Source organism: Thermosynechococcus sp. OHK43, from assembly GCF_014466085.1.
GTDB lineage: Bacteria > Cyanobacteriota > Cyanobacteriia > Thermosynechococcales > Thermosynechococcaceae > Thermosynechococcus.
In genome coordinates this window covers 1-11931 of the sequence record NZ_JACOMP010000138.1, presented here as the reverse complement: position 1 = coordinate 11931, position 11931 = coordinate 1, and the positions used below count along the sequence as shown (strand labels likewise).

The window sequence follows — 11931 nt, the reverse complement described above, 5'->3', positions numbered from 1 at the left end:
CTAAGGCATTGAAGTTAACTTAAGCTAAGCTTAAATTGAAGGAAAACCCAACTCCATTGGATGAAGTATGCTTCTTTTATAAGGTCTGAAATCTGGGATCGTCAAGTATTCAAGGATACAAATAGTTTTTTGTGTAAATGCCCTGCAGCATAGCCACTACGTGGCACCGTAAAATTTAATAAACCATTTACAAATTTACACATTGAGTCTGAACTTGGGAGCCAAGGCCACAAATATTGCTTATAGGCCTGTAACAATTATTTGTTTTTTTATATTCTGATTACAATTCTTTACATCAATTTTATTGATTGCAGCAGCTCCATGTCTGTAGGCGGGTGGGGATCATTTATCGCTCTTGCTTCCAGGGTTGATTAGCAAAGATACTGTCCTTTTCAGAGAATTTCTAGGGCGATCGCCGATGGTCTGCTGATCCAGCGATGGCATGCGCTGTTCCGAGAAATCAGCGATGATCGTCTTACCCTTGATGCTGTTTAACCCTTCATCTCCTTATTGAACCGCCTATGCTTGCTGTTTATCCCGGAAGTTTTGATCCCATTACCCTAGGCCACTTGGATATTATTGAGCGGGGCGCTCGTCTCTTTAGCGAGGTCATTGTGGCGATCGCCCACAACCCTCAGAAAAAAGCCCTCTTTAGCGTCAGCCAACGGATCAAGCAAGTACAGGCGGCTACCAGCCACTTAAAAAATGTGCGGGTGGATACGTTTGATGGCCTGACCGTTGAGTACGCGCGATCCCAAGAGGCAAAGGTTCTTCTGCGGGGGCTACGGGTTCTGTCGGACTTTGAATACGAGCTTCAGATGTCCCACACCAATAAAAGCCTTTGGCCAGAGATTGAGACTGTGTTCCTCACCACGTCCAATGAGTATAGTTTCTTAAGTAGTAGCTTAGTAAAAGAAATTGCCCGATTTGGCGGTAATGTTCGTCATCTTGTACCAGCCAGTGTTGCAAAGGATTTAGAAGCATGCTTTACTCAAACACCAATCCCATCTCAACGACCGCCGGAGTAAAAGAAGCCCTTGATGTCCCTGCTCCTGCGCTGCAACTCCTGCAACAACTACAAAAACTGGAAGAACTCCTGATTCTTGAAGGAACGAAGATTCCGCTGACAGGGCGCAAACTCATTGATGAAGAGCAGCTCCTTAACCAGCTTGCCCACATTGAACAGGCGATCCCCGAATCAGTGAAGGCCGCGCAACAGATTCTCAATCAGCGTGATAAGATCATCGAGCGCGCCCAGCACCGCGCCCAAGAAATTCTTCGCGCCGCAGAGCAACGTGCTGCCCAAATAACTGATGAACTGCGGATTCGCCAGCAGGCAGAACTAGAAGCTCAGAAAATTCGCCAGCAGGTGCAGCAAGAGGTGGAATTGATGCGCCAGCGCGCGCTCGAGGAAATCAATCTGCTACGGCAAAATACAGAAAAAGAACTAGCCCATCTGCGCCAACTGACCCGCCATGAATGTCAGGAGCGACAACAAGAAGCGGACGCCTATGCCGATCGCACCCTTGCGGCAATGGAACGGCAACTCAAGGAAATGCTAGCGGTGATTCAAAACGGGCGCCAATACCTCAAGCAGCACCAAGCCCACCATTAACCCTAGGAAATTCTCCAACGTCAGTTTGTCAGTGCTTGGATCAGGGGGGCGATCGCCCAGGAACCCATACGGCCACCTAGACCCAAGGGAATTCTCACACTAACGGGCTTTCACAGGCTCTAAGGTAAAGAACGTTTGAAAAATTTGCGTATCCACCTCATTCATTTGCTGCTGCAAGTAATCGAGGAACTCGTGCATGCCTTGACTAATAATTTCATCAATTGTCAAATAGTCCAGTTGCGATCGCAGGCGTCCCAGTTGGCGTTCCACAGGCTGGTGCCAACTCCCCAAGGGAGTCCCTGTAATCCTGTAGAGGGATTTTTCCACCTGCAACAGACAAAAGCGAATCGCACGCGGAAACTCGTCATCGAGAATCAAAAACTCTGCTACCCCTGCGGGTGTAATCCGATGGGAACGGCGTTTACGGTACATCTCATAGGCACTGGCAGATTTCAGGAGCGCAATCCAGCCCAACTCATCAATGGGCGTGCCCACATCTTCCACCGAGGGCAACAGCAAATAGTATTTCACATCGAGAATCCGCGAGGTTTTATCGGCTCGCTCCAGTAACCGTCCCATTTGGCCAAAGTGCCACGCTTCATTGTGGCTCATAGTGCTGTCCATCACGCCAGCAAAAAGGTGACTGGCCTGTTTCACTTGTGCCAAAAAGCTGGCAATCTCTAAGCCCTCAGGGGCTTTAGCCGCCTCGCGCACCATTGTGTAGAAGGCATTCACCTGCTGCCACATTTCTGAGGAAATCACCTCGCGAATGGATGTAGCATTCTCCCGTGCCGCCCGCAAACACGAGATGATGGAGTTGGGATAGGTGGTGTCAAAGGTGAGGAACTGAATCACATTTTCAGCCGTAGCAGTGCCGTAGTGCTTCTGAAAAAAGGGCAAATCCCCCGTTGTTAACACGAGGGGATCCCATTGACTGGAAAGACTCGTGGGCAGATCTAGTAGCATATTCAAGTTGACATCCACAAAACGAGCAATATTCTCTGCCCGCTCAATGTAGCGATTTAACCAATACACCGCATCGGCAACACGACTTAACATATACTGGCAAGCATTCACTCTCTGCCCACTCTAGCAACCTTTGCCAGTCTTGAGTATATGCAGCGAACCCGTCTTAATACCCTGCTCGATCGTCTGGGCGCTGGGATTCAGGAGCAGTTAAAAAATCCGTGGCGACGGCTAGCGACACTGAGTATTGCCTTTCTTTTTGGGGTGTTCTTGGGCTTGGCAATTTCCTCTAGTGCGGGTCAACTGGGCTATTTAGATATTGTTGCCTCGACCATCGTGGCGATCGTTGCCGAAGTGATTAGTGCTGTGTTCTATGGCGATCGCTGGAAACTGCGGCAAACCCTCTTTGGCGAAATGCTCAATGCCCTGAAGTTTGGTTTGCTCTATGGCTTGTTCCTCGTTGCCTTCCTGCTGGGAAGTTAGTTGCTGATGCAATTGGGGATACCTGAATGAGCATCGCTGCAATTTTGACTGCGATTCCCGACCAGGAACCGCCAGAAGACCTGGAAGCGCTCATTGCAGCGGCGGAAACGGGAGACGGGCCAGTTGCATCCTAGAAAGCCCATGGCACGATCTGGATTGATGGCTGCTGCCCATAGCTCACCTTTCTTTGGAGTTTCTTTGGAGCTGCCGCAACCAAGAGCCTTGGCGATTTCTCTAGCACTGCGATCTACGGGACTTGTGAGCCAACCGGCAAGGGGCAGGAATACCTATTACTGTGATTAGGAAAGGCTGGAATTCCCTTGTTACTCCCCTATTTAAGAAAAAGGCTGTAATTTGAGTACAATAGTGGGGTGCCAAGGGCAGCTTGCCCTGTTGGTATGGCGTTTACCCTCAGTTAATCACTGCCTGCTATGGTTCAAGAGCGTAGTCTGCCCTCTTTGTCCATTCCCCAAACGACCATTACCCGTGAGCAGGGGTTAATGCTCTATGAGGATATGGTACTGGGGCGCACCTTTGAAGATAAGTGTGCCGAAATGTACTATCGGGGGCGGATGTTTGGCTTTGTGCACCTCTACAACGGTCAAGAAGCTGTCTCTACGGGCGTGATCAAGGCCTTGCGTCCCGATGACTACGTCTGCAGTACCTATCGCGATCACGTCCATGCCCTAAGTGCCGGTGTGCCTGCCCGTGAAGTGATGGCTGAACTCTTTGGCAAGGCCACAGGGTGCAGCAAAGGCCGCGGCGGCTCAATGCACCTGTTTTCTGCCAAGCATAATTTCTTGGGGGGCTTTGCCTTTGTTGCTGAGGGGATTCCTGTGGCTATGGGGGCTGCCTTTCAGACAATGTATCGCCGTCAAGTGATGGGCGATGCCAAAGCTGATCAGGTCACCGCTTGCTTCTTTGGCGATGGGGCCAGCAATAATGGCCAGTTCTTTGAGTGCTTGAATATGGCATCACTCTGGAAATTGCCGATTCTCTTCGTTGTAGAAAATAACAAGTGGGCGATCGGCATGGCCCATGAGCGTGCCAGTTCGGAAACAGAAATCTACAAGAAGGCCAAGGTCTTTGGCATGGTGGGTGAGGAAGTAGATGGTATGGATGTGTTGGCGATGCGTACAGTAGCTGAGGCAGCGATCGCCCGTGCCCGTGCCGGTGAAGGCCCCACCCTTATTGAAGCTTTGACGTATCGTTTCCGGGGTCACTCCCTTGCGGATCCCGATGAACTGCGCTCCAAGGAAGAGAAAGAGTTTTGGCTGAAGCGGGATCCTATCAAGAAGCTGGGGGCCTACCTCGTGGAGCAAGAACTCGCCACTAGCGAAGACCTGCGGGCGATTGAGCAAAAAGTACAGGGGATTGTGGAGGATGCTGTGACCTTTGCCGAGGAAAGTCCGGAGCCTCAGCCTGAAGAACTCTATGACTATATCTTTGCAGATGAGTAATTGCGGCTCAATTCGGTTGACCACATTACAATAGAAAAAACTCTCCTAGAGCATTGGCATGCTGTTGACGCCTCACCTCCTATTTGCTTGGCTGGATGGTCTTTGGGATGGGATATTCTCCACCCAAGGAATTATGATCCTGCTGCTGATGGGCTATGCAGGGGCAATGTGGCTCTTTTTGTCCAGTGCTCCCACGGTTTACACCATCATGGTCTCGGATCTAGAGCACGCACGACAGTTCTATGAGCAGGAGTTGGGTTTACCCATTGCCGATGTGCCCCTACACTACTACTACAACTATGAGCAAACCCTTGGCGTGGCCTCGATGGATCCCCTCTATGTGCCCTCGGCCCTGAGCTACAGCAGTCCAAAGCGCCCCAGTCCCAGTGATGGTTTGTGGTACCAACTCAAGAAAAATACCCAACTCCATGTTATTAGGGGTGCTAGCAAGGGGGAACGCAATCGCCAGCGCCATCTCTGCTTTGACCGTGAGTGCCTTGAACTCCTGTTGTTGCGGATTCAGCGGCGGCAACTACGCTACAAAATGCGGAGCGATCGCCCCCTCAATTTCCTTGTGAAGGACTACGACGGCACTGTGATTGAAATGGCAGAAATTTCGGCGCGGCCATGACAAATCTCCAAGAACTCCCCAGTCGTGGCCATCTCTTGACAGAGCAGATCAATCCCGCCAGTCAAAACCTCGATCAGCTCACCCCCCTGGAACTGGTTGATCTTTTTAATCGGGAAGATGCCCAGACCCTGCGGGCGATCGCCCAAGCCCGCGAGGCCTTAGCCCAAACCATTAGTGCCACAGCAGCCCGCCTCCGCCAAGGGGGACGGCTTTTTTACATTGGTGCTGGCACCAGTGGTCGTTTGGGGGTTTTGGATGCTGCGGAATGTCCACCCACCTTTTGTACACCGCCCCATTTGGTTCAAGGTATTCTCGCTGGGGGTGACGCAGCCCTGGTGCGCAGTTCCGAAGGGCTGGAGGATCGCTACGAAGACGGTGCAGCCGTGGTGGGCGATCGCCAGATCACGGCTCAAGATGTGGTAATTGGCATTACCGCTGGCGGCACAACTCCCTATGTCCATGGAGCACTGGATGCTGCCCAAGGGGTGGGGGCGCTGACTGTGTTTATGGCCTGCGTTCCCGTAGAACAAGTGCAGCGCAGGGCTGACATTGATATTCGCCTGTTAGTGGGGCCTGAACTTCTTGCTGGATCCACCCGCTTGAAGGCGGGTACCGCAACAAAAATGGCACTGAATATCATTTCCACAGGGGTGATGGTGCAGTTGGGCAAAGTCTATGGCAACCGCATGGTAGATGTGGCCGTCACCAATCGTAAACTTCTGGATCGTGCCCTGCGGATTCTCACTGATCTCACAGGAATTGATCGCGCAGCGGCAGCGGCGCTTCTCGAGCGCAGTGGCTACCAAGTGAAGCGTGCCCTGCTCATGCACTGGACAGGCCTGGATGCCGTTGCTGCCCAAGCCCTACTGGCGCAACATAATGGCCAACTGCACGCGGCCAGAGGTGCTGCCCTTGACCCCTAGATGCCCACTTTGAAGCCGAAACCACGACCGTTGCGGGGTTCCTCAAACTGCCTGTACACCCTGGGTTCTGGGCGGGCAGGCACAGGGGAAATCTCTAGGCTGTTTTCAATCTCCGCCATACTACTTACAGGCTGGACGGCATTGGGACTTGCCCCAGGATTGGGGGCCGATTGCAGTGCCGATCGCAACTCGGGACTCACTCGAATCGTGCCAATGGCAGCAGAATCAGCAAAGGCAGGTAAAGCACTCAGCATACTGGCAACAATCGCCCAGGTGAGGGTGGAAAGACGCATAGGGAGAGACCTCAAAGGGGGTAAAACTAGGTATTTATAACCCCTAACTGCGTTGGGAGCATTCTCTATGTGCTCTATTTTAGCGATTGGGTAGGAAGCCTTGCGCCTTACGGTTGACGCAGCCTCGCTGAGTGTCGGGATGAAAGCCGTGCTGGCTGCGTGGAGTACTGCTAGCTACATGTGCGCAGCAGTAAGCAATCTCTGTTGCTGAAGGTGTCTTAGTTTTCGATGTATTTTCATAGGGTTAATACCGTGACACCTCCCCATGACGCAGTGAAATGCAACTCATACCAAAGCACATTTTTCCACTAGAGCTGATTGATTAATGGGGTAACCCCTATGAGACAGGGGGCGGTGGGGCATCCCGCCCTTAAAGCTCAGGAAAGCCCCGATGCAGGAGCAGAGGTCACGAAGAAGCCTGCACTTTAGGCGTCAGCATGGGCGTTGGAAGTATGTCACAAAAATTTCTGCTGATCTCTACCCCCACCCATAGGGTAACGATACAATCAGGACAGCCATTGGGGGTATGAGAAACGTGAATCATACATTTTTAGTGGATGGGGGACGGTGGCTGCTCAAGGGCACCTGGCTAGAGGCCAATCAAGAACCCCTTCCAGTGACGGGGAGGATTCTTGTCTCCTACGGCCAAGATGACTGGTTTTCAATGGCGGCCAAGATCACATTTCCCGATCAAGTTAAGCCAGAATTAGTGTTGCAGTCACGGGGAAAGTTGGAACTGGATGAGCAGGTGTTTACCTATGTGCTCCAACACAGCCTCTTGGGTCGGCTAGAAGGGGAGGGCTGGATTACCCCCCGTGCGATCGTGCAGCAGTTTATTTTGCTGGGGGATGTCAACCGCTGTACGGGTTTTGAGCACTACTGGCAGTTGGATGCCAATCACTACACCCTTCTTAGCGGCATTCACAACAACCATAAGCTCAAACATTTGCTTGAGGCCACCCTCGAGCGGGTTTAGTGGGGGCTAGGGATGCGCTGGCAATGGCGTATCTATGAGGAACCTCTGCAGGAACCTTTGACAACGGCGCAGGGGATCTGGCGATCGCGCTCAGGGATTTATCTGCGTCTGGAAGATGAACAGGGTCAAGTGGGCTACGGTGAAATTGCCCCCCTCCCCGGCTGGGGCAGCGAAACCCTCAATGCTGATATTGCCCTGTGTGAGCAACTCCCTGGCTACCTGACCCCAGAGATCATGGCCACGATTCCAGAGGCGTTACCGGCTGCCCAGTTTGGTTTTGCCACCGCATGGCAGAGTGTGGGGCGATTGCCCTATAGAGTGCGTCCTTGGCCAATCTGCGCACTTTTAGGGAGTGGTCAGGCCGCCCTTGAGCAGTGGCAGCAGCCTTGGCAGCGGGGACAAACCACCTTCAAGTGGAAAGTGGGTGTCCTGTGCCCAGAGGCGGAGCAAGAAATTCTCAAGGCGTTACTGGCAGCCCTGCCCCAAGGGGCAAAATTGCGCCTTGATGCCAACGGCGGCTGGGATGTGGCAACTGCAACCCGCTGGTTGACTTGGCTCGATCGCCATGGGAACGGCAAAATTGAGTATGTGGAGCAACCGCTACCCCCTGACCAATGGCAAGCTCTATTGAGCCTTGCCCAAGCGGTGACAACAGCGATCGCTCTCGATGAAAGTGTGGTCAATGCTGCGCAATTGCAGCGTTGGGTCGATCGCGGCTGGCCGGGACTCTTTGTGATTAAGCCGGTTCTCTTTGGTCCTCCAGAAGCACTGAGTCTCTTGTTGCGTCGGGGTTTAGAACCGCAGCAGCTAGTCTTTTCCTCTGCCCTCGAAGGGGCGATCGCCCGCACGGCAATTTTTCATCTTTTGGAAACATGGCAACCCTGTTATGCCCTCGGCTTTGGTGTTGACCGCTGGCGATCGGCACCCCTGCTGACCACCTTGGCTGAGTACGACGCAGAATGGCATCGCCTTGACAATTATGGTAAAACTTACTATAAGTAAAACATCCTCGACATCCCAGAACAATGACAGGCTTCACCTTGGCCACCAGTGACTACAGTTTGTTGACGGATCTCTATCAACTGACAATGGTGGCCACCTACGCCGGCGAAGATTTGGCTTGGACACCCGCCAGTTTTGAACTCAGTGTGCGGCGATTGCCCCGAGGCTATACGTATCTGGTGGCGATGGGGTTGGCTCAGGTACTGGAGTATTTGCAACAGCTGCGGTTTACGCCTCAGCAAATTGATTACCTCAGAGGTCTGGCGGTTTTTGAACGTGCACCGGCAGCATTTTGGGAGCTATTGAGCCAGAGTGAGTTCCGCGGCGATGTCTGGGCGGTTCCGGAAGGCACAGTCGTCTTTGCCCAGGAGCCCCTGCTGCGCATTGACGCCCCCCTCTGGCAAGGCCAGTGGATAGAAACTTGTCTGCTCAATATCGTCAACTACCAAACCCTTGTGGCCACCCGTGCTTCCCGGCTGCGACAGCTGGTGGGGGAAGAGGTGGATCTCCTGGAATTTGGCACGCGGCGCGCCTTCAGTCCGCAAGCGTCCCTGTGGGCAGCCCGCTCTGCCCTAGCGGCAGGATTTACGGCCACTTCCAATGTCCTTGCTGCGCAGCAGTTGGGGATGGTTCCCGTAGGCACCATGGCCCATTCCCTAGTCATGGCGATCGCGACCCTCAAGGGTACGGAACAGGAGGCCTTTACGGTTTTCTTGCGCTACTATCCCGAAGGGGCACTCTTGGTAGATACCTATGACAGCCTTGCCGCCATTGGCACCCTTGCCGATCGCCAAGCCGCTGGGGAGATTTTGGTCAAGGCGGTGCGCATTGATTCCGGGGATCTCTTGAGCCTCTCCCAGAAAATCCGTCAACTGTTGCCCCACGTCAAAATCATTGCCAGTGGCGATCTCGATGAGGGGGAAATTCGCCGCCTGCGGGCAGCGGGTGCCTGTATTGATGCCTATGGCATCGGCACGAAGCTGGTTACGGGAGAACCGGTCAACGGTGTCTATAAGCTGGTGGAGATCAATGGTCAGGGGGTAATGAAGATCTCCAGTGGCAAAATGACCCTACCCGGACGCAAGCAAATTTATCGCCGCCCCAGTGGGGATTGCCTTGCCCTTGCCAGCGAGGAACAGGTTTGGGGTAAACCGCTCCTTGAACCAGTTATGAGGGAAGGGTGCCCCCTTTATCCGCCGGAGTCATTGATGACCATTCGCGATCGCCACCGCGCCAGCCTCGCGGAATTGCCAGAGACTCTCTTGGATGTGACCCAGCCCGTCGTCTATTCCCCTGCCCTTGCCGCCTTGATCCAACAGTTACGACAGCGCCCATGACCATTGCCCTTTTTGGTACCAGTGCCGATCCACCCACAGCCGCCCACGGGGACATTCTCCAGTGGTTGAGCGATCGCTATGACCGCATTTTGGTGTGGGCAGCCGATAACCCCTTTAAGGGGCAACAAACCCCCTTGCCCTATCGCCAAGCCATGCTGAATTTACTGGTGCGCAGTCTCAACCGCCCCAATGTCGAGCATCACCCCGAACTCAGCCACCCTTACACCCTCTATTCCGTTGAGCAGGTGAAGCAGCAGTGGCCAGGGGAACTCCTCACCCTTGTGGTGGGCAGTGATGTCCTTGCGAAGCTACCCCAGTGGTACCAGGCGGAAAAACTCCTCGGCCAGGTGCAACTGTTGGTCCTGCAGCGTCCTGGCGTTGTCATTGCCCCTAAGGATTGGCAAGTGGTGCAGCGGCTGTGTCCCCACGTAGAACTGGCGAACTACTGCGGGCCAGCGGTTTCCTCGACAACCTATCGGCAACAGGGGGATACCCAACAACTCCTGCCAGCGATCGCCCAGTATATTCAGGAGCAAGGACTTTACTCGCACCCATGACGGTCTCCCCTTTGCCCCTGGCAGAATTTGTCGTTGGCGTGGACAACGTCATTTTCTCCGTGGATACGGATCAAAATCGCCTCCTGGTGCTACTGGTGCAGCGACAACAGCCCCCCTTTGCCGGTTATTGGAGCCTGCCCGGCACCCTCGTACGGCAGGGGGAATCCCTTGAAGCCGCTGCTTACCGCACCTTGGCGGAAAAAATTCGCGTCAGTAACCTCTATCTGGAGCAACTGTACACCTTTGGCGAATCGGACCGGAATCCCACCTATGGCAAACGCTATTTGTCTGTGAGTTACTTTGCCTTGGTGCGCTTTGCCGATGCCGAACTCATTGCTCCTGGGGAGTTGCCAGTGCAGTGGTTTGCCCTGAGTGCCTGTCCTGATCTGGCCTTTGATCACAGCAAAATTTTGGCCTATGGTCACCGCCGCCTCTGCAATAAGCTGGAGTATAGCCCTGTGGCCTTTGATGTGCTGCCGGAGTATTTCACCCTCAACGATCTCTATCAGTTCTACAGCACCGTCCTAGGGGCTAACTTTTCCGACTACTCTAACTTCCGCTCCCGGCTTCTGAAATTGGGCATCTTGCAAGATACGCACCAGAAAGTCATCCGCGGGGCGGGGCGACCGGCAACCCTCTACCGCTTCGATCGCGAGGCCTTTGCACCCCTGAAGGATAAGCCCCTTGTTTTTGTCTAACCTTTGAGGAATTGTCTATGGCTGTGCATCTGTGGATTGCACAACTGAACCCCACCGTCGGCAGTCTCAGAGCCAATGCGGCAGCGATCGCCACCGCCGTCCAGGAGATCCGCAGCCAGCACCCTGTGGATTTGGTCATTACCCCGGAGCTGGCCCTCTGTGGCTATCCCCCCAAGGATCTGCTGCTCAACCGCCATTTTGTTGAGGCAATGCAGCAGGAACTGCACCACCTGGCCAGTGCCCTGCCCCCAGCGGTGGCTGTACTGGTGGGAACCGTTTTGCCCAACCCTGACGCTGGCCTCAAGGGTCAAAAGCCCCTCTACAATGGCGCTGCTCTCCTGCGGGCAGGTGAGGTGCAACAGGTCTTCGCCAAGCAGTTGTTGCCCACCTACGATGTCTTTGATGAGTGCCGTTACTTTGCCCCCGGCAGTACAGAGAATCTCTTGACATTGACGACGGCCACCGATCAGCTTAAAATTGGCGTCACAATTTGTGAAGATCTGTGGAACAATGAGCAGTTTTGGGGGCAGCGGCACTACGAGCGCAATCCCGTTGCGGAATTGGTGGCTCAGGGAGCGGATTTGATTGTGAATCTCTCGGCCTCCCCCTACTGTGTGGGCAAACCCAAGTTGCGGCAGGCGTTGATTGAGCACACAGCGCGGCAATATAACTGTCCCTTGATCTATGCCAATCAGGTGGGGGGCAATGATGACCTGGTTTTTGATGGCACCAGTTTAGCGGTAAATCGGCAGGGGGAAGTGGTGAGCCGCGCCAAGGGGTTTCGTGAGGACTACCTAGCCGTGCGCTGGCGAGATGGCGATTTGCAACCCACCGCTATGATTGCTCCCTTGGCCAGAGGTGAAGCGGCGGAAATTTGGCAAGCCTTGGTTTTGGGGGTGCGGGATTATGCCCGTAAATGTGGCTTTCGGCAGGTGGTGATTGGTCTCAGTGGCGGTATTGACTCAGCCTTGGTGGCGGCGATCGCCACTG

The 11931-nt window shown here is 53.9% G+C and carries 14 protein-coding genes; 12 read left to right on the top strand and 2 right to left on the bottom strand.

Annotated elements, in window-relative coordinates; genetic code table 11:
• Nucleotides 1-521 precede the first annotated feature (521 nt).
• Both coaD and H8Q75_RS05700 read left to right on the top strand, forming a co-directional pair.
• On the top strand, nucleotides 522-1028 hold the full coding sequence (gene coaD / locus H8Q75_RS05705) for a pantetheine-phosphate adenylyltransferase (RefSeq protein ID WP_024124445.1): 507 nt from the start codon (nucleotides 522-524) through the stop codon (nucleotides 1026-1028).
• Nucleotides 983-1615 (top strand): ATP synthase F0 subunit B, encoded by a 633-nt coding sequence (locus tag H8Q75_RS05700; RefSeq protein WP_024124446.1) that lies wholly within the window; start codon nucleotides 983-985, stop codon nucleotides 1613-1615. Before coaD ends, H8Q75_RS05700 begins: the two co-directional genes overlap by 46 nt.
• Before the next feature lie 99 nt (nucleotides 1616-1714).
• Here the strand turns inward: H8Q75_RS05700 and H8Q75_RS05695 are convergent, their stop codons facing one another.
• A complete protein-coding gene (locus H8Q75_RS05695; RefSeq protein WP_024124447.1) occupies nucleotides 1715-2674 on the bottom strand; it encodes an alpha-E domain-containing protein in 960 nt (319 codons plus the stop codon).
• 57 nt (nucleotides 2675-2731) lie between these two features.
• Between H8Q75_RS05695 and H8Q75_RS05690 the strand changes: the two genes are divergently transcribed.
• The 4 genes from H8Q75_RS05690 (at nucleotide 2732) to murQ (ending at nucleotide 6078) form a co-directional block, all read left to right on the top strand.
• Nucleotides 2732-3064 (top strand): DUF565 domain-containing protein, encoded by a 333-nt coding sequence (locus tag H8Q75_RS05690; RefSeq protein WP_024124448.1) that lies wholly within the window; start codon nucleotides 2732-2734, stop codon nucleotides 3062-3064.
• 431 nt (nucleotides 3065-3495) lie between these two features.
• A complete protein-coding gene (gene pdhA, locus H8Q75_RS05685; protein WP_024124449.1) occupies nucleotides 3496-4524 on the top strand; it encodes a pyruvate dehydrogenase (acetyl-transferring) E1 component subunit alpha in 1029 nt (342 codons plus the stop codon).
• Nucleotides 4525-4582: 58 nt separating this feature from the next.
• Nucleotides 4583-5155 (top strand): hypothetical protein, encoded by a 573-nt coding sequence (locus H8Q75_RS05680; protein ID WP_024124450.1) that lies wholly within the window; start codon nucleotides 4583-4585, stop codon nucleotides 5153-5155.
• Complete coding sequence (gene murQ / locus H8Q75_RS05675) at nucleotides 5152-6078, top strand: N-acetylmuramic acid 6-phosphate etherase (RefSeq protein ID WP_024124451.1); 927 nt, start codon at nucleotides 5152-5154, stop codon at nucleotides 6076-6078. Before H8Q75_RS05680 ends, murQ begins: the two co-directional genes overlap by 4 nt.
• On the opposite strand, the gene H8Q75_RS05670 is transcribed toward murQ, so the two are convergent.
• Nucleotides 6075-6371, bottom strand: coding sequence for a hypothetical protein (locus H8Q75_RS05670; protein WP_024124452.1), 297 nt, complete (start codon nucleotides 6369-6371; stop codon nucleotides 6075-6077). The two genes, murQ and H8Q75_RS05670, sit on opposite strands and share 4 nt — an antisense overlap.
• Before the next feature lie 526 nt (nucleotides 6372-6897).
• On the opposite strand from H8Q75_RS05670, the gene H8Q75_RS05665 reads away from it, so the two are divergent.
• The 6 genes from H8Q75_RS05665 to H8Q75_RS05640 form a co-directional block, all read left to right on the top strand.
• The gene (locus H8Q75_RS05665) at nucleotides 6898-7347 is read left to right on the top strand and encodes a hypothetical protein (protein ID WP_051372774.1); all 450 of its coding nucleotides are present in this window, start codon (nucleotides 6898-6900) and stop codon (nucleotides 7345-7347) included.
• Between the two features lie 12 nt (nucleotides 7348-7359).
• Complete coding sequence (locus H8Q75_RS05660; protein WP_297040893.1) at nucleotides 7360-8349, top strand: o-succinylbenzoate synthase; 990 nt, start codon at nucleotides 7360-7362, stop codon at nucleotides 8347-8349.
• A gap of 23 nt (nucleotides 8350-8372) precedes the next feature.
• Nucleotides 8373-9686 carry a nicotinate phosphoribosyltransferase gene (locus tag H8Q75_RS05655; protein ID WP_024124455.1) on the top strand — a complete coding sequence of 438 codons (1314 nt, stop codon included), beginning with the start codon at nucleotides 8373-8375 and terminating at the stop codon, nucleotides 9684-9686.
• Nucleotides 9683-10243, top strand: coding sequence for a nicotinate-nucleotide adenylyltransferase (locus H8Q75_RS05650; RefSeq protein WP_024124456.1), 561 nt, complete (start codon nucleotides 9683-9685; stop codon nucleotides 10241-10243). The genes H8Q75_RS05655 and H8Q75_RS05650 overlap by 4 nt, the downstream gene beginning before the upstream one ends.
• On the top strand, nucleotides 10240-10941 hold the full coding sequence (locus H8Q75_RS05645; RefSeq protein WP_024124457.1) for an NUDIX domain-containing protein: 702 nt from the start codon (nucleotides 10240-10242) through the stop codon (nucleotides 10939-10941). The genes H8Q75_RS05650 and H8Q75_RS05645 overlap by 4 nt, the downstream gene beginning before the upstream one ends.
• Nucleotides 10942-10958: 17 nt before the next feature.
• Nucleotides 10959-11931 (top strand): nitrilase-related carbon-nitrogen hydrolase (locus H8Q75_RS05640; RefSeq protein WP_297040892.1); only part of this gene is annotated, 973 nt, incomplete at its 3' end.

What these genes read in the sequence shown, in the direction of transcription:
- coaD (WP_024124445.1), top strand. Translation starts at nt 522, where the DNA reads ATGCTTGCTGTTTATCCCGGAAGTTTTGATCCCATTACCCTAGGCCAC.
- H8Q75_RS05700 (WP_024124446.1), top strand. Translation starts at nt 983, where the DNA reads ATGCTTTACTCAAACACCAATCCCATCTCAACGACCGCCGGAGTAAAA.
- H8Q75_RS05695 (WP_024124447.1), bottom strand. Translation starts at nt 2,674, where the DNA reads ATGTTAAGTCGTGTTGCCGATGCGGTGTATTGGTTAAATCGCTACATT.
- H8Q75_RS05690 (WP_024124448.1), top strand. Translation starts at nt 2,732, where the DNA reads ATGCAGCGAACCCGTCTTAATACCCTGCTCGATCGTCTGGGCGCTGGG.
- pdhA (WP_024124449.1), top strand. Translation starts at nt 3,496, where the DNA reads ATGGTTCAAGAGCGTAGTCTGCCCTCTTTGTCCATTCCCCAAACGACC.
- H8Q75_RS05680 (WP_024124450.1), top strand. Translation starts at nt 4,583, where the DNA reads ATGCTGTTGACGCCTCACCTCCTATTTGCTTGGCTGGATGGTCTTTGG.
- murQ (WP_024124451.1), top strand. Translation starts at nt 5,152, where the DNA reads ATGACAAATCTCCAAGAACTCCCCAGTCGTGGCCATCTCTTGACAGAG.
- H8Q75_RS05670 (WP_024124452.1), bottom strand. Translation starts at nt 6,371, where the DNA reads ATGCGTCTTTCCACCCTCACCTGGGCGATTGTTGCCAGTATGCTGAGT.
- H8Q75_RS05665 (WP_051372774.1), top strand. Translation starts at nt 6,898, where the DNA reads ATGAGAAACGTGAATCATACATTTTTAGTGGATGGGGGACGGTGGCTG.
- H8Q75_RS05660 (WP_297040893.1), top strand. Translation starts at nt 7,360, where the DNA reads ATGCGCTGGCAATGGCGTATCTATGAGGAACCTCTGCAGGAACCTTTG.
- H8Q75_RS05655 (WP_024124455.1), top strand. Translation starts at nt 8,373, where the DNA reads ATGACAGGCTTCACCTTGGCCACCAGTGACTACAGTTTGTTGACGGAT.
- H8Q75_RS05650 (WP_024124456.1), top strand. Translation starts at nt 9,683, where the DNA reads ATGACCATTGCCCTTTTTGGTACCAGTGCCGATCCACCCACAGCCGCC.
- H8Q75_RS05645 (WP_024124457.1), top strand. Translation starts at nt 10,240, where the DNA reads ATGACGGTCTCCCCTTTGCCCCTGGCAGAATTTGTCGTTGGCGTGGAC.